Origin of the sequence: Terrabacter sp. MAHUQ-38 (assembly GCF_014518425.1) — a bacterium.
Taxonomy (GTDB): domain Bacteria; phylum Actinomycetota; class Actinomycetes; order Actinomycetales; family Dermatophilaceae; genus Terrabacter.
The window spans coordinates 483,448-507,954 of sequence record NZ_JACVCU010000004.1; the positions used below are offsets into that span (position 1 = coordinate 483,448).

The 24,507-nt window shown below is 71.2% G+C and carries 20 protein-coding genes and 1 pseudogene; 6 read left to right on the top strand and 15 right to left on the bottom strand.

What is annotated here, in order from left to right:
• Nucleotides 1–136: 136 nt before the first annotated feature.
• The gene (locus H9I49_RS17360) at nucleotides 137–1,147 is read left to right on the top strand and encodes an aldo/keto reductase family protein (protein ID WP_188031622.1); all 1,011 of its coding nucleotides are present in this window, start codon (nucleotides 137–139) and stop codon (nucleotides 1,145–1,147) included.
• A gap of 92 nt (nucleotides 1,148–1,239) precedes the next feature.
• Here H9I49_RS17360 and H9I49_RS17365 read toward each other — a convergent pair whose 3' ends face one another.
• Nucleotides 1,240–1,689 carry a carboxypeptidase-like regulatory domain-containing protein gene (locus H9I49_RS17365; RefSeq protein ID WP_188031623.1) on the bottom strand — a complete coding sequence of 150 codons (450 nt, stop codon included), beginning with the start codon at nucleotides 1,687–1,689 and terminating at the stop codon, nucleotides 1,240–1,242.
• A gap of 334 nt (nucleotides 1,690–2,023) precedes the next feature.
• Here H9I49_RS17365 and H9I49_RS17370 point away from each other — a divergent pair, with 334 nt between their 5' ends.
• The 3 genes from H9I49_RS17370 (at nucleotide 2,024) to H9I49_RS24045 (ending at nucleotide 4,597) form a co-directional block, all read left to right on the top strand.
• Nucleotides 2,024–2,329, top strand: a complete 306-nt coding sequence (locus H9I49_RS17370; RefSeq protein ID WP_188031624.1) for a hypothetical protein — start codon at nucleotides 2,024–2,026, stop codon at nucleotides 2,327–2,329.
• A gap of 748 nt (nucleotides 2,330–3,077) precedes the next feature.
• Nucleotides 3,078–4,301, top strand: coding sequence for an aspartate aminotransferase family protein (locus tag H9I49_RS17375; RefSeq protein WP_370587625.1), 1,224 nt, complete (start codon nucleotides 3,078–3,080; stop codon nucleotides 4,299–4,301).
• A gap of 95 nt (nucleotides 4,302–4,396) precedes the next feature.
• Nucleotides 4,397–4,597, top strand: coding sequence for a hypothetical protein (locus H9I49_RS24045; RefSeq protein ID WP_255524040.1), 201 nt, complete (start codon nucleotides 4,397–4,399; stop codon nucleotides 4,595–4,597).
• Here the strand turns inward: H9I49_RS24045 and H9I49_RS24560 are convergent.
• Nucleotides 4,574–4,642: pseudogene (locus H9I49_RS24560) on the bottom strand (hypothetical protein); the annotation flags it as partial. The gene H9I49_RS24045 and the pseudogene H9I49_RS24560 overlap by 24 nt on opposite strands.
• A gap of 227 nt (nucleotides 4,643–4,869) precedes the next feature.
• Between H9I49_RS24560 and H9I49_RS17385 the strand changes: the two are divergent.
• Nucleotides 4,870–5,799, top strand: coding sequence for a universal stress protein (locus H9I49_RS17385; protein WP_188031626.1), 930 nt, complete (start codon nucleotides 4,870–4,872; stop codon nucleotides 5,797–5,799).
• On the opposite strand, the gene H9I49_RS17390 is transcribed toward H9I49_RS17385, so the two are convergent.
• Together H9I49_RS17390 and H9I49_RS17395 are read right to left on the bottom strand one after the other, a co-directional pair.
• Nucleotides 5,704–7,164 carry a nuclease-related domain-containing protein gene (locus H9I49_RS17390; RefSeq protein ID WP_370587626.1) on the bottom strand — a complete coding sequence of 487 codons (1,461 nt, stop codon included), beginning with the start codon at nucleotides 7,162–7,164 and terminating at the stop codon, nucleotides 5,704–5,706. The two genes, H9I49_RS17385 and H9I49_RS17390, sit on opposite strands and share 96 nt — an antisense overlap.
• A 145-nt stretch (nucleotides 7,165–7,309) precedes the next feature.
• The gene (locus H9I49_RS17395) at nucleotides 7,310–8,182 is read right to left on the bottom strand and encodes an IclR family transcriptional regulator (protein ID WP_188031627.1); all 873 of its coding nucleotides are present in this window, start codon (nucleotides 8,180–8,182) and stop codon (nucleotides 7,310–7,312) included.
• A 187-nt stretch (nucleotides 8,183–8,369) separates the two neighbouring features.
• On the opposite strand from H9I49_RS17395, the gene aceB reads away from it, so the two are divergent.
• Entirely contained in the window at nucleotides 8,370–9,992 is a 1,623-nt protein-coding gene (gene aceB / locus H9I49_RS17400) for a malate synthase A (RefSeq protein ID WP_188031628.1), read from the top strand.
• Nucleotides 9,993–10,016: 24 nt separating this feature from the next.
• Here the strand turns inward: aceB and guaD are convergent, their stop codons facing one another.
• From guaD to H9I49_RS17455, 11 genes are all read right to left on the bottom strand, one after another.
• Entirely contained in the window at nucleotides 10,017–11,306 is a 1,290-nt protein-coding gene (guaD, locus tag H9I49_RS17405; RefSeq protein WP_188031629.1) for a guanine deaminase, read from the bottom strand.
• Nucleotides 11,303–12,178 carry a xanthine dehydrogenase accessory protein XdhC gene (gene xdhC / locus H9I49_RS17410; protein WP_188031630.1) on the bottom strand — a complete coding sequence of 292 codons (876 nt, stop codon included), beginning with the start codon at nucleotides 12,176–12,178 and terminating at the stop codon, nucleotides 11,303–11,305. Before xdhC ends, guaD begins: the two co-directional genes overlap by 4 nt.
• Entirely contained in the window at nucleotides 12,175–14,658 is a 2,484-nt protein-coding gene (xdhB, locus tag H9I49_RS17415; protein WP_188031631.1) for a xanthine dehydrogenase molybdopterin binding subunit, read from the bottom strand. The genes xdhC and xdhB overlap by 4 nt, the downstream gene beginning before the upstream one ends.
• Complete coding sequence (locus H9I49_RS17420; RefSeq protein ID WP_188031632.1) at nucleotides 14,655–16,178, bottom strand: xanthine dehydrogenase small subunit; 1,524 nt, start codon at nucleotides 16,176–16,178, stop codon at nucleotides 14,655–14,657. The genes xdhB and H9I49_RS17420 overlap by 4 nt, the downstream gene beginning before the upstream one ends.
• A gap of 196 nt (nucleotides 16,179–16,374) precedes the next feature.
• Nucleotides 16,375–17,214 (bottom strand): bifunctional allantoicase/(S)-ureidoglycine aminohydrolase, encoded by an 840-nt coding sequence (locus H9I49_RS17425; protein ID WP_188031633.1) that lies wholly within the window; start codon nucleotides 17,212–17,214, stop codon nucleotides 16,375–16,377.
• On the bottom strand, nucleotides 17,211–18,575 hold the full coding sequence (gene allB, locus H9I49_RS17430) for an allantoinase AllB (protein ID WP_188031634.1): 1,365 nt from the start codon (nucleotides 18,573–18,575) through the stop codon (nucleotides 17,211–17,213). The genes H9I49_RS17425 and allB overlap by 4 nt, the downstream gene beginning before the upstream one ends.
• Complete coding sequence (locus H9I49_RS17435) at nucleotides 18,557–19,474, bottom strand: fumarylacetoacetate hydrolase family protein (RefSeq protein ID WP_188031635.1); 918 nt, start codon at nucleotides 19,472–19,474, stop codon at nucleotides 18,557–18,559. Before H9I49_RS17435 ends, allB begins: the two co-directional genes overlap by 19 nt.
• Complete coding sequence (locus H9I49_RS17440; protein WP_188031636.1) at nucleotides 19,471–20,601, bottom strand: glycerate kinase; 1,131 nt, start codon at nucleotides 20,599–20,601, stop codon at nucleotides 19,471–19,473. The genes H9I49_RS17435 and H9I49_RS17440 overlap by 4 nt, the downstream gene beginning before the upstream one ends.
• 19 nt (nucleotides 20,602–20,620) lie before the next feature.
• Nucleotides 20,621–22,399 (bottom strand): glyoxylate carboligase, encoded by a 1,779-nt coding sequence (gene gcl, locus H9I49_RS17445; RefSeq protein ID WP_188031637.1) that lies wholly within the window; start codon nucleotides 22,397–22,399, stop codon nucleotides 20,621–20,623.
• A 78-nt stretch (nucleotides 22,400–22,477) separates the two neighbouring features.
• Nucleotides 22,478–23,362 carry a 2-hydroxy-3-oxopropionate reductase gene (locus H9I49_RS17450; RefSeq protein ID WP_188031638.1) on the bottom strand — a complete coding sequence of 295 codons (885 nt, stop codon included), beginning with the start codon at nucleotides 23,360–23,362 and terminating at the stop codon, nucleotides 22,478–22,480.
• A gap of 16 nt (nucleotides 23,363–23,378) precedes the next feature.
• On the bottom strand, nucleotides 23,379–24,236 hold the full coding sequence (locus tag H9I49_RS17455) for a hydroxypyruvate isomerase family protein (RefSeq protein WP_188031639.1): 858 nt from the start codon (nucleotides 24,234–24,236) through the stop codon (nucleotides 23,379–23,381).
• Nucleotides 24,237–24,507: the final 271 nt, after the last annotated feature.

Below are 24,507 nucleotides of genomic sequence, written 5' to 3' on the forward strand. Positions count from 1 at the left end.
GAAGATTCCGCACAACCGGCGTCCGCCAGTCACTGAAGCAACGTCCGTACCCACACCGACAGTTCCGCCTTCACGCGTCTCATCCTGCGACCCGGCGACTCCGGCTCACAGTGCCCGGCGGCATACGGTGGTCGGCATGAACTTCCGATACCTCGGCAACAGCGGACTCAAGATCTCCGAGATCACCTACGGCAACTGGCTGACCCACGGCTCGCAGGTGGAGAACGACGTCGCGGCTCAATGCGTGCAGGCCGCGCTCGACGCCGGCATCAGCACCTTCGACACGGCGGATGTCTACGCCAACACCAAGGCCGAGACCGTCCTCGGTGATGCTCTCAAGGGTGAGCGCCGCGAGAGCCTCGAGATCTTCACAAAGGTCTACTGGCCCACGGGCCCGGGCGGCAAGAACGACACCGGCCTGTCGCGCAAGCACATCATGGAGTCGATCAATGGCTCGCTCCAGCGGCTCCAGACCGACTACGTCGACCTCTACCAGGCGCACCGGTACGACACCGAGACACCGCTCGAGGAGACGATGCAGGCCTTCGCCGACGTCGTCCGCCAGGGCAAGGCTCTCTACATCGGCGTCAGCGAGTGGAGCGCCGACCAGATCCGTGAGGGCGTGAAGCTCTCCAAGGAGCTCGGCTTCCAGCTCATCTCGAGCCAGCCGCAGTACTCGATGCTGTGGCGCGTCATCGAGGGCGAGGTCGTGCCGACGTGCGAGGAGCTCGGCGTGAGCCAGATCGTCTGGAGCCCCATCGCGCAGGGTGTGCTGACGGGCAAGTACCGGCCGGGTCAGAAGCCGCCGGAGGGCTCGCGCGCCGCTGACGAGAAGGGCGGCGCCGACATGATCAAGCGGTTCATGAACGACGACGTGCTGACTCGCGTACAGAACCTCAAGCCGATCGCCGACGAGGCCGGCCTGACGATGGCGCAGCTCGCCGTGGCGTGGGTGCTCCAGAACCCGAACGTCGCCGCCGCACTCGTCGGTGCCTCGCGTCCCGAGCAGGTCGCCGAGAACGTCAAGGCCGCCGGCGTCACGCTCGAGCCCGAGCTCCTCGCCAAGATCGACGACGTCCTCGGTGACATCGTCGAGCGCGACCCGGCCAAGACGAAGGAGACCTCGCCCCAGCAGCGCGTCGCCTGACCGAACCCCATCGCGTATGCCGCTCAGCGGGCACCCGTGCCAGATGGGCGGCATACGTGGCTCGGGGTTGGAACCCGCTCACGCGTCCACAATCAGCGGATGCCGGTGTCGCACGGAATGTCAACGGCGGCAAAGGAGTCCGCGACCACGTGCGCATCCAACTGCTCGCAGGACATGCCTGCAGTGGCGGTCACGACGTAGTCGCCGGGAGCGACCGCGATGCGGAAGACGCCGTCCGCGTCGGTCAGGCCGCTCGCGACCGCTCTTCCGGTCGTGTACGAGTCGCCCGGCACCTGCTCGGCGACCGTGACCGCGACGCCCGACGCGGGCCTGTCGTCACACGGGTCATCGACGGTCTCGACGGGGCACTGCGGCCCGAGGTGCACGGTGCCGGTCACCCCGGAACGTGCTGCGGCGCCAGGACCCTGGCCACCGCAGCCCACGAGTCCTGCGCTCGAGACGGACATGATGCCCACGAGGACCCACCGCGGGGGGCGCCGCGGCCCCGAGCGCCGAACCGACAGGGAGCGCGACGTGGTCACCCTTTCAGCGTAGGCCGCACGTGTGCTGTCACGCCGACCCGGCGACGGCTCGGCGACGTCCTTGTCGACGAACCACTGCCCTGGACGTATGCCGTCGCGGGAGGCTGCCTGGCACGCGCACGCCGAGGCCTACGGCGGCCGAGGCACCTGGACGCGTGGGCTGGGGACAACTCTGACGAGGATCTGGGCGGCGCCGTCACGATGGCCGGCATGACCTTCGAAGACCTGCCCCCCCAGGGCCAGCAAGATTCCGCTCACGGACCGCCGCGTCGCCGCTGACGTCATCGACCTGATCATCGGCGACGCTGACCGGGCCACCGGCTGCGTCGGTCTGATGATCTGCGACAGCCAGCATCGCGGTCTCCAGCCACTCGTGCTGCACGACATCCAGGCCGATGCCGAGGCGAGCGAGCTGACACAGCTGCTGAGGCTCGTCCTGCCGCTCGTCACGGACAGCGGCGGCTCCGTGCTCTTGGGGCGTGGGCGACCCCGTGGCACTGTGCCCGACGACATCGACCGCGCCTGGCACCAGTGCGCCATAGACCTCTGCGGTGAGGCGGGTGTGCCCCTCCTCGGCTTCTACCTCGCCACGGGTGACGGAGTGTTCCGCCTGCCCGAGCCGCTGACCGCAGCGTCCTGATTCGGCTGGAACGGGGCTGTCGTCAGAACGGCTGTGTCGTCAGAACGGCGGAGGGTCATCGACTGACGGCGGTGTCGTCGTTGTGTGAGGGCGGGTCGCCGGGAGCGCATGAGTCGCCGGAGGTATACGAGTCGTGCACGACTTCGAGCCAGTCCTTGGGCCTCGTCAGGTAGGGGCGCCAGCGAACGATGCCGTCGGACTCACGACACACACGCCAGTGGCCGTGCGTGTGGAGGCTGTGGTGCTGGCGGTGCTTGTTGGTCAGGTTGCCGACGGCGGTCGGACCGTGCGGCCCGGGGATCTCGTGGTCGAGATCCCCTGGCCGCGGGCACCGTGCAGCCCGGGCCGCGACACGTCCCGTCGACCGCCTCGACATGTGCCCGCATCGCGGCCGTCGGACGGTACGCCGTCGTCTCGACCTCGAGGGCCGTGCCCGTCCGGTCGTCGACGAGCACCCGCCGCCGCGCCGCGTCGTCGTTCGGCATGATCTGACGCGAGTCGAGAGGACGCGCTTCGCTGTCGCGCCTCGAGCAAGGAAATGCGGGGGCACCTTGCGTCCGTACACGGAGCCGTGGAACGTTCGGGCATGGACGTCGACCTGCACCAGCTGTTCACCCGCGCGGCCGCAGAGAGTGCCCGCCACCGCGCTACCGTCGCGGACCGGCCAGTCCAACCCGCACCTGATCCCGCAGCTCTCGCGTCTTCCTTCAACGGACCCCTGGCGAGGGCTTCGGCCGACCCGTCCCACGTGCTCGACCAGCTGGTCGCTGCAGCGACACCGGGGCTCGTCGGCACGGTCGGTCCCCGATTCTTCGGCTTCGTCATCGGGGGGTCGTCTCCGGCTGCGACGGCCGCCGACATCCTCGCCGCCGGCTGGGACCAGTGCGCCTACAACGAGGTCCTGTCTCCCGCAGCTGCAGCAGCCGAGCGAGCGGCTGGCACGTGGACGAAGCAGCTGCTCGGCATCCCCTCGACGGCATCCGTGGGTTTCGTCACCGGGGCGCAGGCAGCCAACACGGTGGGAATCGCCGTCGGGCGCCAACGGGTTCTCGCCGACGCGGGCTGGGATGTCGCACAGGACGGTCTCTGCGGAGCGCCCAGGGTCGCCCTCGTGGCGAGCGAGGAACGCCACGCCACCATCGACCGCGCCGCCCGTCTGCTCGGACTCGGCCAGGGCAGTGTGGAACCCGTCGGCGCAACCGACCAGGGCGCCATCGACATCGAGCAACTGCGCAGCACCCTCGAATCGACGGTGGGGCGACCCGTGATCGTGTGCCTGCAGGCGGGCAACGTCAACACCGGCGCCTGCGACGACCTCCGCGCCGCCACCACGCTCGCCCGCGAGCACGGCGCCTGGGTGCACGTCGATGGCGCGTTCGGTCTCTGGGCCGGAGCCAGCCCGCGCACGGCGCACCTCGTCGACGGGGTCGAGCTTGCCGACTCCTGGGGCACTGACGCCCACAAGTGGCTCAACGTCCCCTACGACTGCGGGCTGGTCTTCTGTGCCGATGCGGCCCTTCATGCGGCCACGATGTCCTACAGCGCCTCGTACCTCACCGGTTCAGGTGCTGACTCCGACTTCGTCCTCGGCGATCTGACGCCCGAGTCATCACGGCGTGCAAGGGGATTCGCGGTCTGGGCCGCCCTGCGAGAGCTGGGCGCCGACGGTGTGGCCGATCTCGTCGACCGGTCCTGCCACCTCGCGCGGCGGATGGCCGACCAGCTCAGGGCTGGAGGGGCGACCATCCACAACGACGTGGTTCTGAACCAGGTGCTGGTCAGCATCGGTGACACCTCGCGCACCGACGCGGTGATCGCGCGCGTGCAGCGCGACGGCACGTGCTGGGTCGGCGGCACCACGTGGCGCGGCCAGCGCCTCATCCGGGTCTCCGTCTCCAACGCCACCACCACCGAGGCAGACATCGACGTCTCCGCGGGGGCGATCCTCCGGGCAGCCGAGCAGGCCTCATGAACACCGGCCGAGCAGGTATGTCGCCGGCCGGGCTCGCGTGAGCCCGCCCGGCGGCATACCTGCTCGGGCCACATGCCCGGGATGGGCTGAGCCTCGTGCACCTCGACCTCGCAGCAGCCCGGCATGTCGAGGTGCGGGTGGGCCTTGGCGAGCTGGTCGAGCTCGTCGGTCCAGAACCGGTCGATCTCTGCCTGCAACCGACGCAGCCCGGACGGCAGAACTCGGTAGATGCGTTGGCGACCGAGCTTCTCCGCGTCCACGAGCCCGGCATCGGCCAGGACGAGCAGGTGCTGTGAGATCGCCGGGCGCGTGACGGTGAGGTCGCTCGCGATCTCGCTCACCGTGAGTGGGCCCCTGCCCAGCAGCGGCGGATGCGGCGCCGGTTGGGCTCTGCAGCGGAGAGGGCATCCGTCACGACAGATACGTCAGTGACGACTAACGCATTCTGCACGGAATCCACCGTTCTGCGCTGTCTCAGGAGTCACAGAACCCGCACGAGGAGCCGCCGACGAGTCACCATGGAAGTGGCCGGAGCATGCGGCCCCGACCACGGCGGAAGGGGAGAGCGATGAGTACGGCCACGAGCCCCACGGATGAGACCGCGGACGAGGTCAGGGACTACGGGATCGTCGTCGGCTACGACGCTTCGCCGGGGGCGCGCCAGGCCCTCGACTGGGCGGTCGAGACCGCGAAGCGTGACGAAAGGCCGCTGACGGTGCTACACGCCGTCGGCCTGACCATGACGCCGACGTTCGGGGCCTACGACCCGGCAGTGCACGCCCACGCATACGACGAGATGGCGCATGGCGTGATGAGCGAGGCGGTCGAGATCGCCGCGAAGGCGTTGGACCGCAAGGACATCCGACCGTTGAGCGTGATCGGAAGCGCCGCCGCCGAGCTGACCGAGATGTCCGACAAGGCGGATCTCATCGTCACTGGCTCGCGCGGCCACGGCGCCATCACGGGTGGCCTGCTCGGCTCCACGTCGTATGCCGTCACGGCCCACGCGCACTGCCCCGCGGTTGTGGTGCGCGGACCCGGGGTCGTCCACGCGGGGCCGTCGCGTCCGGTGGTCGTTGCGTTCGACGACTCCAAGCACGCCCAGGCGGCCCTCGACCTCGCGATCCCCATCGCCTGTGCCGCAGAGGCGCAGCTCCACGTCGTGTGCGTCGACAACGTCGGGGGGCTCGAGGCGTGGCCCGAGACCGACACGATCCTCGGGCGCGAGGAGATCCTCGATGCCATGCACGACCACCTGCGAGCCACGTTGACGTCGGTGGAATCCGAGACCCGGCGGGCTCATCCGGGCCTCGACGTGCACACGAACATCGTCGGCGGCGCCGTCGGCCCGGCGATCGCCGGCTACGCCGAGGACGTGCACGCCGGGTTGGTCGTCATGGGGTCACGCGGACACGGCGGCTTCGCCGGCATGCTGCTCGGCTCGGTGAGCCACCGCGTCATCCATGACGCGCACTGCCCCGTGATGGTCGTCCGCTGACGCGGCACCTCGGAGCAGCGCCTTGGGGGCCGACCGCGCCGACATGTCTCGAGCCAGCTCCTCGGCCAGGCGAGTCACCGTCTTCTCGGCAGCCGCCTCGGTGGTGCGGGCCTGCTTCGCGCTCGCTCCCTGGGGATACGTGAAGCGCAGCGAGATGATGAAGGGCTGACTGACCCTGGTGCGACTCTTCCATCCGCTGAGGGTCGTATCCTCCGGCAGCCAGGCCGAGACCTCGCCGGGGAGCATGTCGATCCGCGAGCCGGTCGTCCCGCCGGCAGCGAAACGGGTCCGGACCGTCAGCCCCGTCGTCAGGGTCACGTCGGCCCTGTCGCTCGCGTAGCGGGGCTTGGTGAGCCACCACGTGCAGACGTCGTCTCCGCTGAGAGGCCGCTCGAGGACGGTTCTCGACCCCGTGACCCTCTGGATCGTGACCTTCGTGAGGGCGTGGCAGCCATTACCAGGCGCCCTCGCTCCCGTCTCGGGTGTGGAGCCGCTCGAGGAGATCGCCGGCCCGGGGACCACGCTCTGGAGGAGATGGGGGATCACGTGCGGGCCGACGTAGACGAGCGCCATCAGGCCCAGGACGCCGACGAGGGCAGGTGCGGCGGACCGCTTACGACGGCCAGACCGCGTTCGCCGACGTGCTGTCGGCGTGCGCGTTGTGGAGCGGGAGCCGCCAGGCCGTGACGACCGTACGACGTCATTCACGGTCAAAGGCCTGGTGGCGGCTGCCGCGGTGGCGCTCATGGTCTCCTCAGCAGACGCCGGGGGATACGTGTGAGCGACCCTGCGCGCCAAGAGGTCCACGCTGATGGTGTCGGCGCCTGCAGGCTGGCCTCGCAGCCACTTCGCGAGCCGGGCGCAGGGCACGATGTCGACGCCCCTGACTCGTTGCGGGCGGAACCTCGACCCGTGGCCGCCGGCGAGCGCGACGACAGGGACTACCGGCACCCCTAGCGACTTCTCCATCTCGCCGGCGAAGCGGTTCAGTCTGTCGAGCTCGGCGCCCTTGGGTGCGCTGCGGCCCGCGTGCTGCCAGAGGTTGCCGTCATGGACGGTCGTGCCGCCGGCCCAGTTCTTGGCGTCGACGAGGAAGATCCCGGCGGGACCCACGACGACATGGTCGAGGTTGACGCCGCTCCGGCCCGGTCGCAGCAGCCGGTCGTGCAGCACGACCCACCCGTCCGGCAGGTGCGCCAACGCGGCTGCGACGCGACGTTCGCCCTCGGCTCCCGCGTCCCAGGCCCTGGCCTGCGCCTCGAGCGACTCCGCCAGCTCGCGAGCGGCCTCTTGCTTCTCGCGCTCGACAGCCGCCCGCCCCCACAGCTGCTCGGCGCGCGCCCGCGCGGATCCGCCCTCTGCCACTCCATGCCCCCTGTGCCTGTCGTCGGCGACTCTAGGCAGGTCGCGGCCGGCCGCGGGCCGGAATCGGCACAACTGACGCCTGATGCCGGAGGCTGGGCCGAGCCACGCGGCATACGTGGCCGGCCCGTCGCGACGGGCGCGATGCTCAGTCGCGCGTGTGCAGCTCGGCGGCGATGGCGTCGGCGGCGGCCCTCAGCGGTCGCACCGCCTTGTCCACCATGCCGTCGCCCATGCGCGTGAGCGGTCCGGACATCGAGACCGCGAGCCGACTGTCGCCGGGGACAGCGACTGCCACGCAGCGAACGCCGAGCTCCTGCTCCTCGTTGTCGAGGGCGTAGCCGCGGCTGCGGGTCCGCTCGATCTCGGCGATGAACTCGTCCGGCGTGGTGATCGAGTGCTCGGTGCGGCTCGCCATCCCCGTGCGGCTGAGCAACCCACGGATCACGTCGTCGTCGCACGAGGCGAGGATCGCCTTTCCCACTGCCGTCGTGTGCGGGTCGACGCGGCGGCCCACCTCGGTGAACATCCGCATGGAGTTCTGTGACGGCATGACCTGACCGACGTAGACGACCTGGTCACCGTCGAGCATGGCGAGGTTGACCGACTCGCCGAGCTCGGCGACGACAGCCGACAGGTGCGGTCGAGCCCAGCTGGCGAGGCGCCGGGACGTGGTCTCGCCGAGGCGGATGAGGCGCGGGCCCAGGGCGTACTGGCGGGATGGCTCCTGGCGCACGTACCCGAGGTCGACGAGCGTGCGTACGAGCCGGTGGATCGTCGGCAAGGGAAGGTTCGTGGCGGTCGCCAGCTGCGACAGGCCGATCACCCCGCCGGCGTCGGCGATCGTCTCGAGGATGGCGAACGCGCGGTCGAGCGACTGGACGCCGCCCGCGGCCTTGGTCCCGTTGCCCGTGCCCGATCGGGCGCCCCCGCCGGAGGCCGAGGAGCTCGCGCTCGATGCGGCGCTGGAGCGGGCACTGGAGAGGGCAGTCGATCGCGCTCCGGTCGTCCGTGCGGGCATGCGTCCTACCTGTCGGCTCGTCTCACGACACAAGCATGTTTGTGAGAAGTATTTTCCGTATGATGAAATCATAACCCAGCGAGGTCCTGATACTGGCTGGACCGTCCGCCTCGGACCAAGTCTCTCAGGGAGAGCGGCGACGCCTCCGGAGCGGGACCGCGTGTCCGACCAGCAGCAAGGAGCGAGCATGGCAGCCAGCGGCACCCCCACCGTCGACGGACCGCCCGTGGAGCGCAGCGACGAGGTGCTGACGCCCGAGGCGCTGGCCTTCGTTGCCGACCTCCAGCGCCGCTTCGGGGCCCGGCGGGACGAGCTGCTCCGCGCCAGGGTCGCGCGTCGCGAGGCGCTCGCTGCCGGAGGCACGCTCGACTTCCTGCCCGATACGGCCGACGTCCGCGAGGGCGACTGGACCGTCGCCGCACCGCCCCCTGCGCTGCTCGACCGCCGGGTCGAGATCACCGGCCCGACCGACCGCAAGATGGCGATCAACGCCCTGAACAGCGGGGCCAAGGTGTGGCTCGCCGACCTCGAGGACGCCAACACCCCGCACTGGCACAACGTCGTCGGTGGCCAGGTGACGCTGCGCGACGCGGTCCGCGGGACCATCGCGTACACGAGCCCGGAGGGCAAGCACTACGCGCTCCGAGACGCGGATGCCACGCCCGTCATCGTGCCGCGGCCGCGGGGATGGCACTTCGACGAGGCACACGTGACGCTCGACGGAGCGCCCGTCGTCGCAGCCCTGCTCGACTTCGGCCTGTACGCCTTCCACAACGCGCACGAGCTGCTCCGCCAGAGCCGCGGGCCCTACTTCTACCTGCCGAAGATGGAGTCGCACCTGGAGGCGAGGCTCTGGGACGACGTCTTCACCCACAGCGAGGAGGCCCTCGGTCTCGAGCACGGGACGATCCGCGCGACGATGCTGATCGAGACGATCACCGCCGCCTTCGAGATGGACGAGATCCTCTACGAGCTGCGCGACCATGCGGCCGGCCTCAACGCCGGACGGTGGGACTACCTCTTCTCGATCATCAAGAACTTCCGGGACGCCGGCCCCGCCTTCACACTGCCGGACCGCAACGACGTGACGATGAACGCGCCGATGATGAAGGCCTACAGCGACCTCCTCGTCGCGACGTGTCACCGCCGGGGGGCCATGGCAATCGGGGGGATGGCGGCGTTCATCCCCAGTCGCCGCGACGCCGAGGCGAACGAGCGCGCCTTCGCGAAGGTCCGCGCGGACAAGAGCCGAGAGGCAAGCGCCGGCTTCGACGGGTCCTGGGTCGCGCACCCCGACCTCGTCGAGCTGTGCGCCGAGGTGTTCGGTGAGACCCTCGGTGACCGGCCCAACCAGCTCGACCGGCAGCGCCCGGACGTCTCCGTCGAGGCGGGCGACCTGCTCGCGGTCTCCGCCACGCCTGGTGACCGCACGCTGGGAGGCCTGCGCGGCAACGTGTCGGTGGGCATCCAGTACCTCCACGCCTGGCTGTCGGGCAACGGAGCCGCTGGCATCGACAACCTCATGGAGGACGCCGCCACCGCCGAGATCTCCCGTTCGCAGGTCTGGCAGTGGCTCCACAACGACGTGACCCTCGACGGCGGTGTGACGGTGACCCCCGACCTCGTCGGGCAGGTGGTCGCCGAGGAGTATGCCGCCATCCGGGCCGCCGTGGGCGAGGAGTCCTTCGACGCGGACCCCCTGTGGGACCGGGCGCGCGAGCTCTTCGTCGGCAGCGCCGTCTCCGACGACTTCCCGGACTTCCTCACCCTGCCCGCCTACCGGGCCGTCCTCGCCGACGAGCAGTCCTGAGCCGGGACCGGCCCAGGACTGCTCCTAGGCCTTGAGGCGGTCGCCGCCCACCCAGACCCCTGCCAGGTCGGACGCGCAGGCGAGCGCGAAGGTCTTGGCGAGGGCGTCCTCCGCGCACGCCGCATGACGCATGCCCACGTCGAGAGGGTCACCCACGCTGGGACGCAGCCAGACGGCGTCGAACTGCTTGCCCACCGACAGGTCGCCGACCTGGTCGTCCAGACCCAGCGCGAGGGCGCCTGCCCGGGTAGCGAGGTGCAACAGGTCCGGAGCCGTGAGTGGCAGGCCGTCAGCTCCCAGCAGCTGCTGCATGAAGTAGGCCTGCAGCCCCTCCTTGAACAGCGAGAAGCCGGTGCCGGCGCCCACGTCCGAGCCCAGCGCGACACGCACGCCGTGCTCGGCGTGGGCCCGCAGCGGGAAGAGACCGCTGCCGAGAGCGGCGTTGCTCGTCGGGCAGTGCGCCACCGCGGCTCCCTGCGAGGCGAGCAGCGTCAGCTCACGTTCGGTCGCGTGGACGTTGTGCGCGAGGACAGTGCTCGGACCGACCAGGCCGTGGCGGTCGTAGGTGTCGACGTAGTGCTCGGCATCGGCGAACAGCCGGGCCACGGCCGCGACCTCGGCAGCGTTCTCGTTGACGTGCGACGTGAACCACGCGCCCGACACGTCCTTGAGCACGGCTCGGCACGAGTCGAGCAGGTCGTCGCTCGCGGAGTACGAGAAGCGCGGGGTCACGGCATACCTCGAGCGGCCGCGCCCGTGCCAGCGCCCGGCGAGCGCCACGGCCTCGTCGTACGACCGCTCCGGAGTGCTGAGCAGCACGTCGGGCAGCGAACGGTCGCTGACCACGAGCCCGGCGGTGACGCGTACGCCGACCCGCTCGACCTCCTCGAAGAGCGCGTCGACGGCGCTCGCGAAGTGCGAGCCGAAGACGAGCGCGGTCGTCGTGCCCGCGGAGACGAGGCCGGCGACGAACTCCGTCGCCACCTCCCGCGCGTAGGTGACCGACGCGAGCCGGGCCTCCTCCGGCAGGGCGCTCTGGTCGAGCCACTGGAGCAGCGGCATCCCGAGGGCGCCGATGGCGCGGACCTGAGGGAAGTGGACGTGCGTGTCGACGAGGCCGGGGAGCACGATGCCTTCGCGCAGGTCCACGACGTCGTCGTCCGGGTGCCGGCCCCGGACGTCCGCGTCGGCGCCCCGTTCGACGATGGTGCCCTCGACCACACGAAGGGCGATGTCTGCGTCGGCGCGCAGGACGTTGCCTGTCGGGCCGTCCGAGTCCGGGGTGTCGAGGAAGGTGCCGCGGTAGATCGTCACGACGTCGCCTCCGAACGGTCCCCGGCCGGGACGGCCGACGCCGCCGCCGACGATGACGATGCCGCCGATGACGTTGAGGATGCGGCGAACCTGCGCAGCAGGTCGGCGGCCACGCTCACGGCGATGGTCGCCGGGTCCTTGCCGACGACGTCTGGCAGCCCGATGGGAGTGGTGATCCGGGCCAGCGCCGCGTCGTCATGGCCTTCGCGGCGCAGGAGCACCTCGAAGCGACGCCACTTGGCCGACGACCCGATGAGCCCGATCGAGCCGAGGTGGCCGCTGCGCAGGGCCATGTCGCACAGCGCGGCGTCCTCGGCGTGGTCGTGGGTCATGACCAGCACGTGCGTGCCGCTCGGGACCTGGCCCAGCACGACCTCGGGCACGGGGGAGTGGTGCACGTGGATCCGGGCGACCGCGTCACCGAGTACGGTGAGCCGGCGCGGCTCGACGTGCTCGGCACGCGAGTCGACGAGGTGCAGCTCGAGGTCGTGGCGCGCGAGGATGCGGGCCAGCTCGAGCCCGACGTGCCCGACGCCGAAGATCGCGACGGCCGGCACGACGGCCAGCGGCTCCAGCAGGAGGGTCACCTCACCACCACAGCACTGCTGCCCGTACTGGCTCGGTGCCTTGTCGCTCAGCGACATCGTCATCGTCTGCGGCACGGTCTCGCCGCCGGCGATGAGCGCCCGGGCGCGCTCCACGGCCGTCGCCTCGAGGTTGCCGCCACCGATGGTGTCCCACACCTCGTCGGCGGCCACGACCATCTTGGCCCCGGCCTCGCGGGGTGAGTGCCCGCGGACGGCGGTCACGGTCACGAGCACGCCGGCGCGCCGCTCCCGGCGCAGCGCCTCGACGGCGCGCACCCAGTTCATCGTCCTGCTCCGGCCGTGACGCCGGCAGACACCTGCTCGGAGTCAGGGCGCATGCGCGGTGCGTCTCCCGACGGCTGTTCGGGCGCGGGCGCGTCATCACCGAGAGTCATGCCGGCGCTCGCAGCATGCTCGGGCACGCGGTCGTCGGCGTGCTGGCCACGGGCGGACTCGACGGCCCAGTAGACCGCCTCCGGCGTCGCCGGTGAGGCGAGGTCGACGCTCGTGCCCTCAGGGCCGAACGCCGCGGCGGCCTGGCGCAGCGCCTCGCGGACCGAGAAGGCGAGCATGAGGGGCGGCTCCCCGACCGCCTTGGAGCCGTAGACCGCTCCCTCCTCGTGCGCGTGCTCGAGCAGCGACACGTTGAACACTTCGGGCATCTCCGAGAAGGACGGCAGCTTGTAGGTGCTGGCCGACTGGGTGGCGAGCCGGCCGCGGGTGGCACCGTCGCTCTCGTCCCAGCGGAGGTCCTCGAGCGTGAGCCAGCCGGCGCCCTGGACGAAGCCGCCCTCGATCTGGCCGATGTCGACGAGGGGCGAGAGGCTGTCGCCGACGTCGTGCACGATGTCGACGCGCAGGGTGCGGTACGCGCCGGTGAAACCGTCGACCTCCACCTCGGTCGCGGCCACGCCGTAGGCGAAGTACTTGAACGGAGAGCCCTGCATCCGGGACGAGTCCCAGTGCAGGCCCTCGGTGCGGTAGAAGCCGGCCGCCCAGAGCTGGACCCGCTGGAAGTACGCCAGCTCCACGAGGTCGTCCCAGGCGATCTGCTCCCCGGCGGCGCCCAGGGTGTGCACCGTCCCGTCGTCGAACCGCACGTCACCCGGGTGCACGCCGAGGCTGCCGCCGGCGACCTGTGCCAGCCGCTCACGGATCTGCTCGCACGCGTTCTTGACCGCACCGCCGTTGAGGTCGGCGCCCGAGCTCGCTGCGGTGGCAGACGTGTTCGGCACCTTGTCGGTGCGGGTCGGCGCGAGCCGAACCCTGTGCAACGGCACCCCGAGAGTCGTGGCCGCGACCTGCAGCATCTTCGTGTGCAGGCCCTGGCCCATCTCCGTGCCGCCGTGGTTGATGAGGACCGAGCCGTCCTTGTAGACGTGGACGAGCGCTCCGGCCTGGTTGAAGGCGGTGAGGTTGAAGGAGATGCCGAACTTGACCGGCGTGATCGCCAGGGCTCGCTTCGTGTCCTCGTGGCTCGCGTTGAACGCCTCGATCTCAGCCCGGCGACGCGGGAGCTCGCCGGTGGCGACGACGGTGTCCCAGGCCGTCGCGAGCCGCTCCGGGTGCCGCACGGTCTGGCCGTAGGGCGTGCTCTGGCCGTCGACGTAGAAGTTGCGCCGCCTCAGCTCGGCGGGGTCGAGCCCGAGCAGCGGGGCGCACCGGCCGAGGATGTCCTCGATGACGAGCATGCCCTGAGGGCCGCCGAACCCGCGGAACGCCGTCTGCGACGTCTTGTTCGTGCGGGCGATGCGCCCGTTCACGCGGACGTCGGGAATCCAGTAGGCGTTGTCGATGTGGCACAGGGCCCGGGCGAGCACGGGCTCGGACAGGTCGAGGCTCCACCCGCCGTCGGCCGTGAGGGTGGCGTCGAGGGCCTGGAGGCGCCCCTCGTCGTCGAACCCGACGCGCCACTCGGCGTGGAAGCCGTGTCGCTTGCCGGTCATCGTGATGTCCTGGGTTCGGTTGAGCCGCAGGCGAACCGGCCGACCCGTGAGGGTCGAGCCGAGTGCGGCGATGGCGGCGAGCCCGTGCGGCTGCATCTCCTTGCCCCCGAAGCCGCCGCCCATCCGCAGGCACTGCACGGTGACCTCGTTGCTCGGCACGCCGAGCACGTGGGCGATGATCTCCTGGGTCTCGCTCGGGTGCTGGGTGCTCGACTGGGCGAAGATCTGTCCGTTCTCGTCGACGAGGGCCAGCGAGCAGTGGGTCTCGAGGTAGAAGTGCTCCTGACCGGCGAACTCGATCTCGCCGCTGACGACGTGGGCGGATCGCGCGAGGCCGTCCGCGACGTCCCCCCGCTCGAGGCGAGGCTGTGCCCCCTGGAACGCCTCCGCGGCGATGGCCTCGCGGACGGTGACGATCGCGGGATGGACGTCGTAGTCGACCTCCACCGCCGCCGCACCGAGGCGTGCGGCCTCGAGCGTCTCGCCGAGCACCCAGCAGACGGCGTGGCCGACGTACATGACCTCGGTGGGGAAGAGGGGCTCGTCATGCTTGACGCCGGCGTCGTTGACGCCGGGGACGTCGGCGGCCGTCAGCACCCGCACGACGCCATCGACGGCGTATGCCGGCTCGGGGCGCAGCGCCGTGACGGTGGCCCGGGCATGTGGTGCCTGCACGGGCCAGGCATGCAGCACGTCGGCGGTGCGTCCGACGAGGTCATCGGTGTAGAGCGCGCGACCGGTGACGTGCAGCGCTGCCGCCTCATGCGGGATCTCTTGTCCGACAACGGGATTCGTCGGACGTTCGGAGAGCTGGCTCATGCTCCGACCTCCTCCTGCGTCGCGTGCTGCGTATGGAGCTTGAGCAAGGCGGTGCCCAGCATCGTGCTCCGGTAGACCGCGCTGGCTCGGTGGTCGTCGAGCGGAGTGCCCTCACGGCGCATGACCGCAGCGGCCTCGCGGACGACCTCCTTGGTCCAGGCGCGGCCCTCGAGGGCCGCCTCGGTCGCCCGCGCGCGGATCGGGGTCGCGGCGACTCCACCGAGACCGATCCGGGCCCTGCGGACGGTGCCGTCCTCGACGGTCACGGCGAAGCCCACCGCGACACTGCTGATGTCGTCGAAGCGGCGCTTGGCGATCTTGTGGAACGCCGAGATCGACGCGAGCGGCACGGGGACCCGCACCGCCCGGATGACCTCGTCGGCGGCCCGGACCGTCTGCCGGTATCCGGTGAAGTAGTCGGCCAGCGGCACCTCGCGCTCACCGCGTGGTGAGGCGAGGACGACGCCCGCCTCGAGGGCCAGGAGCGCCGGAGGCAGGTCGCCGATGGGGGAGCCGGTGCCGAGGTTGCCGCCGATCGTGGCGCCGTTGCGGATGAGGCGCGAGGCGAACTGCGGGAAGACCTGTCCGAGCAGCGGCACGCGCCCGGCCAGCCTGCTCTCGACCTCGGACAGGGTCAGGGCGGCACCGATCTCGATCGAGGCGTCGCCCACCTCCAGGCCGCGCAGCTCCTCGACCCGGTCGATCCCGATGACCTGAGGTGCCCTCACTCCGCGGAGGTTCACCTCGACGCCCCAGTCCGTCGAGCCGGCGACCAGCACGGCCCCGGGGTGCTCGGCCATGAGCGCGAAGACGTCGGCGAGGTCGGCCGCCCGGGCGTAGCCCCCAGAAGGGCCGCTGACGCGTGTGGCGACCGCTGCCGGGGCCGGCTGCCCGCGCCGCGCCGCGAGCACGTCGGACTCGCTGGGCTCACCCAACGCGTACGCGGCGTCGCGGATCGGCCGGTAGCCGGTGCACCGGCACAGGTTGCCCGACAGGGCGTGCAGGTCGAAGCCGTTGGGTCCGTGCTCGTGCGCGGCACCGAGCTCGGACTCCGTTGCAGTGGGAGCCTCCTCGTGTCCGGCGGCCCCGCTGCACCGGCCCGGCCGGTAGTACTCGGCCGCCATGCTGCACGCGAAGCCCGGCGTGCAGTAGCCGCACTGCGACCCGCCACGAACCGCGAGCTCTCGCTGCACGGGGTGCAGCTGCGACGGGGTGCCCAGCCCCTCGGCCGTCACCACCTCCTGGCCGTCGAGCGAGGCCGCGGGCACCAGGCACGCGTTGACGGCCGTCCAGGTCGTGCCCTCGGGCGTGCCGCCCGTGCCGCCCGTGCCGATGTCGGGACGCGCGACGAGGATCGAGCACGCGCCGCACTCGCCCTCGGCGCAGCCCTCCTTGGCACCGGTGAGGCCGCGCGACCGGATCAGGTCCAGCGCGGTCGTCCAGGCGGGCACGTCGTCGAGGCCGAAGCGCTCCCCGTTGACGGTCACCGACGGGGTCGGTGCGGTGGTCGAAGACGCCATTGTCCACTCCTCATGGTGCAAGGCACCGGGGTTCGACCGGTCGAGAGGACGATCGGCCGCATGGTTGGGGGTGAACCGAGCCGCTGGTTATCCATGCAGAACAACGGTCGGGCGCTGCATCGATGGTACGCGGGAGCCCGCGTGAAGGGAAGGTTTCGGCTCGGTATTATTCCACTATGTGGATATTGAGTTCCACTCAGAGGAAGTGTCGGGAGAGCTTTGCGTGCCGGTTCACGTCCTTGTAGAGCAGGTACCTGAAGCGGCCCGGCCCGCCCGCGTAACAGGCCTGGGGGCAGAAGGCGCGCAGCCACATGAAGTCGCCGGCCTGGACCTCGACCCAGTCCTTGTTGAGCAGGTAGACGGCCTTGCCCTCGAGCACGTAGAGGCCGTGCTCCATGACGTGCGTCTCGGGGAAGGGGATCACCCCACCCGGCTCGAAGGTGACGATCGTGACGTGCATGTCGTGGCGTACGTCGAGCGGGTCGACGAAGCGCTGGGTCGACCACGCGCCGTTCGTGCCGGGCATCGGGCTGGCGTCGACGTCGCGCTCGTGCGTGACGAAGGCCTCGGGCGGGTCGATGCCGTCGACGGGCTCGTACGCCTTGCGGATCCAGTGGAACGTCGCAGGCTCCGCCGCCTCGTCGTCGACCCGCAGCGTCCAGCGCGCCCCGGCTGGAAGGTACGCGTAGCCGCCGGCCTCCATGAGGTGCTCGTCCAGACCCACCTTCAGCCGCAGCGAGCCACTGACGACGAACAGCACTCCCTCCGCGCCGGGGTCGGGCTCCGGCTTGTCACTGCCTCCACCGGGTGAGACCTCGACGACGTACTGCGAGAACGTCTCGGCGAACCCTGACAGCGGCCGCGCGATGATCCACGTGCGCGTCTTCTCCCAGAAGGGCAGCGCACTCGTGACGATGTCGCGCATCGTCCCGCGCGGCAGAACGGCATACGCCTCCGTGAAGACGGCCCGGTCGGTCGTGAGGTCGGTCTGCGGCGGCAGCCCGCCCGACGGGGAGTAGTAGCTCGGCTCGGTCATGCGTCTCCTCTCCACAACAGCCGCCCACGCGGCGCTGCGTCGACGTCCACGGGTGTGCCGTGCAGCCAGGTCTGGCGGACGACGCCCGTGAGCGTGCGGCCGGCGTACGCCGACACGGGGTTCTTGTGGTGCAGTGCGGCCGGTTCGACGACGAACTCGTCGTCGGGGGCGAACACGGCGAGGTCGGCGTCCATGCCGACGGCGATACGTCCCTTGGTCGTGAGGCCGACCTGAGCGGCCGGGGCCTCGGCCATCCACCGGACGACGTCGGGCAGGCCCAGGCCGCGGGCCCGGGCACCGGTCCACGTCGCGGCGAGGCCGAGCTGGAGTCCGGCGATGCCGCCCCAGGCCTTGCCGAAGTCGCCGCTGTCGAGGGCCTTGAGGTCGACGGTGCACGGCGAGTGGTCGGTGACGACGAGGTCGATGTCGCCGCGGATGAGCCCGTCCCAGAGGCGGTCCCGGTTGGTGGCCTCGCGGATCGGGGGGCAGCACTTGAACTCGGTCGCGCCGTCGGGGATCTCCTCGGCGGTGAAGGTGAGGTAGTGCGGGCAGGTCTCGACGCTGAGTGCGACGCCGTCGTCGCGGGCCGAGCGGATCATCGGGAGCGCGTCGGAGCTCGACAGGTGGAGCACGTGTGCCCGCGCGCCGGTCCAGCGAGCCAGCTCGATGACCTGGGCGACGGCGAGGTTCTCGGCGCCGCGCGGGCGCGAGTGGAGGAAGCCGGCATACGCCCTGCCGTCGGCCGGATGCGCGTGCTCTATGGCGTGCGGGTCCTCCGCGTGCACGATCATGAGCGCCCCCAGGCGGGCCGTCTCGCGCATGGCCGCCTCGAAGTCGTCGGGCGGGAGGTGAGGGAACTCGTCGACGCCGGAGTGCAGCAGGAAGCACTTGAAGCCGAACACGCCCTCGTCGTGGAGGGGGGCGAGGTCCTCGAGGTTGCCCGGCACCGCGCCGCCCCAGAAGCCGACGTCGACGAACGCCTGGCTGCGCGCGACGTCGCGCTTCGCCTCCAGCGCGCGGACGCTCGTCGTGGGAGGGACGGAGTTGAGGGGCATGTCGACGATCGTCGTGACCCCACCGCGGGCGGCGGCACGGGTGGCGCTCGTGAAGCCCTCCCACTCGGTGCGGCCGGGCTCGTTGACGTGCACGTGAGTGTCGACCAGGCCCGGAAGGAGCACCTCGTCGGGTGCGAGGTCGACGACGGCGCGTGCCTCCAGCGTGCCCGCGGCGGGCTCGAGGTCGTCGAGCGCGTCGGCCGTGCGGACCTCGACCACGCGCTCGCCCCGCAGCCCGATGACCGCGGCCGTGACGCGTCCGTCGATGACGGCGCGGGGTGCGCGGATCAGCGTGTCGAGAGCCATGCGGGCGACTCCTTCCTCGTGCCTTCGTGTCCGACCGTATGCCGTGTGGCCCGGATCGGGGAGCAGTGTCGACCGAGTGGCCCGCCGTCCACCTCGACGAGGTCGCCGTCACGCAGGTACGGGCGGGGCTCGGGCGAGGCCATCGCGACGCCCGCAGGGGTGCCGGTGATGACGACGTCGCCGGGTTCGAGGGTCATCAGGGCGCTGACGTACGAGAGCGACTCGCCGACACCGAGGACGAGGTCGTCGGTCGTTCCGTCCTGGCGTCGCTCGCCGTTCACGTCGAGACGCAGACGCAGGGCACTCCCGTCCGGCGCCGGCAGCCCGTCCGGCGTGACGAGCCACGGGCCCAGGGGGCAGTATGTGTCGGCGGACTTGCCCTTCGTCCACGTGCCACCCCGCTCGAGCTGCAGGTCGCGGTCCGTCAGGTCGTTGGCGAGGGCGTAGCCCGCAACGCCGGCCACGGCCTCGGCAGGGGTGGCGCGCGTCAGCCGGCGACCCACGACGACCGCGAGCTCGACCTCGTGGTCCGTCGTGGTGGACCCGGGGAGGAGGCGGACCGCGTCGCCCGGGCCGCACAGCGCGCTGGTCGCCTTGAGGAACACGACGGGTTCGGTCGGCACCGGTACGCCGATGGCGGCCGCGTGGTCGCGGTAGTTGAGGCCGATCCCGACGAGCTTGCCGGGCCGTGCCACGGGCGGTCCGAGACGGAGTCGGCCGTGTCGTCGCGCGGGAGCGAGGCGGCCGAGCTCGAGCGCCTCGCGTGCAGCGGGGATCCCGTCGGCAAGGAAGGCAGCATCGATGTCGGCCGTCATCGTCGAGAGGTCCAGCAGGGCTCCCTCCGGCGTGACGACGACCGGCCGCTCGGACCCCGGAGGACCGACCCGGGCGAACCTCATGCCGGGGCCACCCTGAGCGACTGCGACAGGCGCCGACCGATCCGCTCCAGGGCGGGGCCGGGCGCCGCGAGGGATGCCTCGAGCGACCCGGCCTCGTCCGTCGTCGTCAGCACGTCGGCGAAGCCCGCCGCCTCCCACGTCGCACGGTCGAGGAGGCAGCGGCCGGCGACGGCGACGACGGGCACACCTGCCGCGTGCGCGGCCGCCGCAACCGCCGCAGGCGCCTTGCCACGCAGGGTCTGCTCGTCCAGCGAGCCCTCTCCCGTGATGACGAGGTCGGCTCCGGGCAGCAGGTCGCGCAGACCGGTGAGCTCGAAGACGATCTCGGCACCCGGTCTCGCGGACGCCCCCAGCACGGCCACGAGCGCGAAGCCCACCCCACCGGCCGCCCCCGCACCCGGCACGTCGCGCAGGTCCCGGCCGGTCGAGGCGGCCACGACGTCGGCCCAGTGGCCGAGGGCCGTGTCGAGCCGCTCGACGTCGTCGGCATCGGCGCCCTTCTGCGGTCCGTAGACCGCTGCCGCGCCGTGCGGCCCGGTGAGCGGGTTGTCCACGTCGCAGGCAACGGCGATCTCGACCTCGCCGAGCCGAGGGTGCAGGCCGGTGAGATCGAGCGTCAGCACCTCGTCGAGCGCGGCGCCGCCGTCACCGACGGGCAGGCCGTCGGCGTCCAGGGTGCGGGCCCCGAGAGCGGCCAGCAGACCGGCCCCACCGTCGGTGCTGGCGCTGCCGCCGATGCCGACGACGATGCGACGGCATCCGGCGTCGAGGGCCGCGGCGATGACCTCACCGGTGCCGCGGCTCGTCGACCTGAGCGGCGCGGGACGTCCCTCGGGAAGACGGGTCAGACCACTCACGTCGGCGAGCTCGACGACCGCGTCGTCGCCGCGTCGGGCCCACGAGGTCGCCACCGGCACTCCCGTGGGTCCACTGGCCCGGACCGGGACGCTGTCGAACCCGGCCGCGACGGCGGCGGCGACGGTGCCGTCGCCGCCGTCCGCGATCGGGACCATGACGGCGTCGACGCCGGGGCAGCCCGCGCGGACGCCGGCCTCGACGTACGACGCGACGACGGCTGCGGTCAGCGTGCCCTTGAACTTGTCCGGGGCGATGACGACTCGGGGCATGGGAGGTCCTTGGCCGGTCTCAGTCGAGGTTCGCGTAGAGCGCTGTCGGGGCGTCGTGCTCGCCGAGGGCGAGCTCCTCGAACTCGGTGACGTTGGCGATCGAGGTGCCCATCGACACGTTGGTGACCCGCTCGAGGATGACCTCGACGATGACGGGCACCCGGTGCTCGACGACCATCTTCTTCGCCTGCTCGAGTGCGGGGAGGATGTCGTCGGGCTCGGTGACGCGGATCGCCTTGCAGCCCAGTCCTTCGGCCACCTTGACGTGGTCGACGCCGTAGCCGTTGACCTCCGGCGCGTTGACGTTGTCGAAGGAAAGCTGGACGCAGTAGTCCATGTCGAAGCCGCGCTGGGCCTGACGGATGAGCCCGAGGTAGGCGTTGTTCACGAGCACGTGGATGTACGGGATGTTGAACTGCGCACCGACCGCCAGCTCCTCGATCATGAACTGGAAGTCGTAGTCGCCGGACACGGCCACGACGGTGGCGTCCGGGTCGGCCGTGGCCACCCCGAGCGCGGCGGGCACGGTCCAGCCCAGCGGCCCGGCCTGGCCGGCGTTGATCCAGTGGCGCGGCTGGTAGACGTGCAGCAGCTGGGCGGCCTGGATCTGGGACAGGCCGATCGTGCTGACGTAGCGCACGTCGGTGCCGAAGGCCTTGTTCATCTCCTGGTAGACGCGCTGCGGCTTGATCGGCACGGCGTCGAAGTTCGTCTTGCGCCACAGGGTGCGCTTGCGCTGGGCGCACTCCGACACCCAGCCGCTGCGGTCGCGCAGGCGACCTGCGTCACGCCGCTCGCGGGCGGCCTCGACGAACAGCTCGAGTGCCGCCTTCGCGTCGGAGACGATGCCGTAGTCCGGCGCGAAGACGCGCCCGATCTGGGTCGGCTCGATGTCGACGTGCACGAAGGTGCGGCCCTGCGTGTAGGTCTCGAGGTCGCCGGTGTGACGGTTGGCCCACCGGTTGCCGATGCCGAGCACGAAGTCCGAGGCGAGCATCGTCGCGTTGCCGTACCGGTGGCTCGTCTGCAGGCCCACCATGCCGACGTTGAGCGGGTGGTCGTCCGGGATCGTGCCCCAGCCCATGAGAGTGGGCACCACGGGCACGCCGGTCAGCTCGGCGAGCTCGACGAGCAGCTCGGCGGCATCGGCGTTGATGATGCCGCCGCCGGCGACGATGAGCGGTCGGTCGGCCGACTCGAGCAGGTCGAGGGCCTTGTCGACCTGGCGGCGGGTCGCGGCCGGCTTGTAGACGGGCAGCGGCTCGTAGGTGTCGACGTCGAACTCGATCTCGGTCTGCTGCACGTCGATGGGCAGGTCGATGAGCACGGGCCCGGGACGCCCCGACCGCATCAGGTGGAACGCCTGCTGGAAGGTGCCCGGCACCTGCGCGGCCTCGAGCACCGTGACCGCCATCTTCGTCAGGGGCTTGGCGATGGACGCGATGTCGACCGCCTGGAAGTCCTCCTTGTGCAGCTTGGCGACCGGCGCCTGCCCGGTGATGCAGAGGATCGGGATCGAGTCGGCGCTCGCCGAGTAGAGCCCGGTGATCATGTCGGTGCCGGCCGGACCGCTCGTGCCGACGCAGACGCCGATGTTGCCGGCCCTGGCGCGGGTCCAGCCCTCGGCCATGTGGGAGGCGCCCTCGACGTGCCTCGCGAGGGTGTGGTGCAGGCCGCCGTTCGTCTGCATCGCCTTGTAGAACGGGTTGATCGCGGCCCCGGGGAGGCCGAAGACGTTGGTGATGCCCTCCTTCTTGAGGATCTCCACCGCTGCCTGGGCTGCTGTCATGCGTGCCATGTTCGTGTCCTTGCGTGGGCCACCCCACGGCATACGGCTGCTGTGCGGGCCGGATGCCGTCGGGCGGGGGTCTGTCGGTCAGGCGGGCTGTTGGCCCGAGAGGCGCTGCACACCGCGGAGCAGGCCGGAGTGGTCGAGGCCGCCGTCGCCGTTGGCGCGGGCCGCGGCCATGAGTGTCGCGACGAGGTTGCCGAGAGGGAGTACGACTCCTGCCTCGCGCGCGGCCGAGCTGACGATGCCCATGTCCTTGTGGTGCAGGTCGATCCGGAAGCCCGGGTCGAACGAGTCGGTCAGCATGTTGTCGCGCTTCTGCTCCAGCACCTTCGAGCCGGCGAGTCCGCCGCCGAGGACGGTGAGGGCCGCGTCCAGGTCGACGCCGTAGGCGCGGAGGAACACGACGGCCTCCGCGAGGGCCTGGATGTTCGCCGCCACGATGAGCTGGTTCGCGGCCTTGACGGTCTGGCCGGCGCCGTTGCCGCCGACGTGGACGACGGTGCCGCCGACGGTGTCGAGGATCGGCTTCGCCTCGGCATAGTCCTCGGCGGAGCCGCCGACCATGATCGACAGGGTCGCGTTGCGCGCCCCGGCCTCGCCGCCGGAGACGGGTGCGTCGAGGAGGCGGAAGCCCTTGGCGGCGGCCTCTGCCGCGAGGTCCGCTGTGACGTCGGGACGGATCGACGAGAAGTCGACGACGAGCGTGCCGGGCTCGGCGTTCGCGAACACGCCGTCGTCCCCGGTCAGGACCGCCTGGACGTCGGGGGAGTCGGGCACCATGACGGCGACGACGTCGGCGGCCTTGACCGCCTCGGCGATCGAGTCGGCGCCGCGCCCTCCGGCCTCGACGAGGGGGCCGTAGCGGTCGGGCGTCAGGTTGTAGCCGACGACGTCGTAGCCGGCCTGGGCCAGGTGCACGGACATCGGGCTGCCCATGATGCCGAGTCCGATGAAGGCGATGGTGGTCATGTCGATCTCCTTGGGGTCAGTGCGATGTCTGGGTAGCGGAGGCGGTGAGCCACGCGAGGCTCTCGACCGTCGAGGTCGTCGGCGTGTACTCGAGGCCGACCCAGCCGGTGTAGCCGTGGTCGACGAGGGCTTCGAGGTGGCGGTCGAGCTCCAGCCGCCCCGACCCCGGCTCGCCTCGGCCGGGCCAGTCGGCCACCTGCACATGGGCGACCCGGTCGGCGTATGCCGCAACCGCGCTGTCGAGGTCGTCGCCGTTGTTGGCCAGGTGGAAGAGGTCGAGCAGGAAGCCGACGTTGGCAGCCCCAGCGGCCCGCACGTCATCGACGACCCGGACGGCGTCGGCGGCCGTGCGCAGCGGGTAGGGCTTGGGACCGCTGACGGCCTCGACGAGGACCGCCGCGCCGATGCGTTCGGCCGCGTGGGCGGCGGCGATGATGCTCTCCCGTGCCAGCGCGTCCTGCTCGGCGGGCGTGGAGTTCTCTACCCGGTTGCCGTAGAGCGCGTTGAACGCGCCGACGCCGAGGCGCTCGCCGATGCCGACGGCGACATCGATGTTGTCCCGGAACTGGCTCACCCGGGAGGGTATGGAGAGCACTCCGCAGTCGGCACCGGCCAGGTCGCCGGCGAAGAAGTTGAGCCCGGCCAAGCGCACACCGGCGTCCTCGACGGCCCGGACGAGGTCCTCGACCGCGCGGTCGCCGGGGACCGGCTGCTCGGGCCACGGCCACCAGAGCTCGATCGTGTCGAAGCCGGCGTCGCGGGCCGCCTGCGGGCGCTCGAGGAGGGGCAGCTCGGTGAAGAGCATCGAGCAGTTGGCGAGGAAGCGCAGGCCGGCGGGGGTGGTCGGGGCGCCGGGGGGCGGGTTGGTCGTCATTTCATCACTTCCGTAATGTGGAAACTAATTTCCGATATGCAAAACTGTACGGATGGGCCTCGAGCGCGGTCAAGCCCCCGCGGGAAGTGTCTCGCCGACTGGTCGTCGTGCCGTGCCGTCGTGACGACGCCAACGGGCATGACATCCGCCGGCGGGTCTTCAGCGCCGCCCGATCACCGGGCGGCCTTGCGCGCCAGCCGTGTTCGTCCAGCACAGGCGAGCGGCACACGGCATGCGTCATGCGCGGGTGAGGGGTCGTCGCCATCCCTGC

What these genes read in the sequence shown, in the direction of transcription:
- H9I49_RS17360 (WP_188031622.1), top strand. Translation starts at nt 137, where the DNA reads ATGAACTTCCGATACCTCGGCAACAGCGGACTCAAGATCTCCGAGATC.
- H9I49_RS17370 (WP_188031624.1), top strand. Translation starts at nt 2,024, where the DNA reads ATGATCTGCGACAGCCAGCATCGCGGTCTCCAGCCACTCGTGCTGCAC.
- H9I49_RS17385 (WP_188031626.1), top strand. Translation starts at nt 4,870, where the DNA reads ATGAGTACGGCCACGAGCCCCACGGATGAGACCGCGGACGAGGTCAGG.
- H9I49_RS17395 (WP_188031627.1), bottom strand. Translation starts at nt 8,182, where the DNA reads ATGCCCGCACGGACGACCGGAGCGCGATCGACTGCCCTCTCCAGTGCC.
- aceB (WP_188031628.1), top strand. Translation starts at nt 8,370, where the DNA reads ATGGCAGCCAGCGGCACCCCCACCGTCGACGGACCGCCCGTGGAGCGC.
- xdhC (WP_188031630.1), bottom strand. Translation starts at nt 12,178, where the DNA reads ATGAACTGGGTGCGCGCCGTCGAGGCGCTGCGCCGGGAGCGGCGCGCC.
- xdhB (WP_188031631.1), bottom strand. Translation starts at nt 14,658, where the DNA reads ATGAGCCAGCTCTCCGAACGTCCGACGAATCCCGTTGTCGGACAAGAG.
- H9I49_RS17420 (WP_188031632.1), bottom strand. Translation starts at nt 16,178, where the DNA reads ATGGCGTCTTCGACCACCGCACCGACCCCGTCGGTGACCGTCAACGGG.
- H9I49_RS17425 (WP_188031633.1), bottom strand. Translation starts at nt 17,214, where the DNA reads ATGACCGAGCCGAGCTACTACTCCCCGTCGGGCGGGCTGCCGCCGCAG.
- allB (WP_188031634.1), bottom strand. Translation starts at nt 18,575, where the DNA reads ATGGCTCTCGACACGCTGATCCGCGCACCCCGCGCCGTCATCGACGGA.
- H9I49_RS17435 (WP_188031635.1), bottom strand. Translation starts at nt 19,474, where the DNA reads ATGAGGTTCGCCCGGGTCGGTCCTCCGGGGTCCGAGCGGCCGGTCGTC.
- H9I49_RS17440 (WP_188031636.1), bottom strand. Translation starts at nt 20,601, where the DNA reads ATGCCCCGAGTCGTCATCGCCCCGGACAAGTTCAAGGGCACGCTGACC.
- gcl (WP_188031637.1), bottom strand. Translation starts at nt 22,399, where the DNA reads ATGGCACGCATGACAGCAGCCCAGGCAGCGGTGGAGATCCTCAAGAAG.
- H9I49_RS17450 (WP_188031638.1), bottom strand. Translation starts at nt 23,362, where the DNA reads ATGACCACCATCGCCTTCATCGGACTCGGCATCATGGGCAGCCCGATG.
- H9I49_RS17455 (WP_188031639.1), bottom strand. Translation starts at nt 24,236, where the DNA reads ATGACGACCAACCCGCCCCCCGGCGCCCCGACCACCCCCGCCGGCCTG.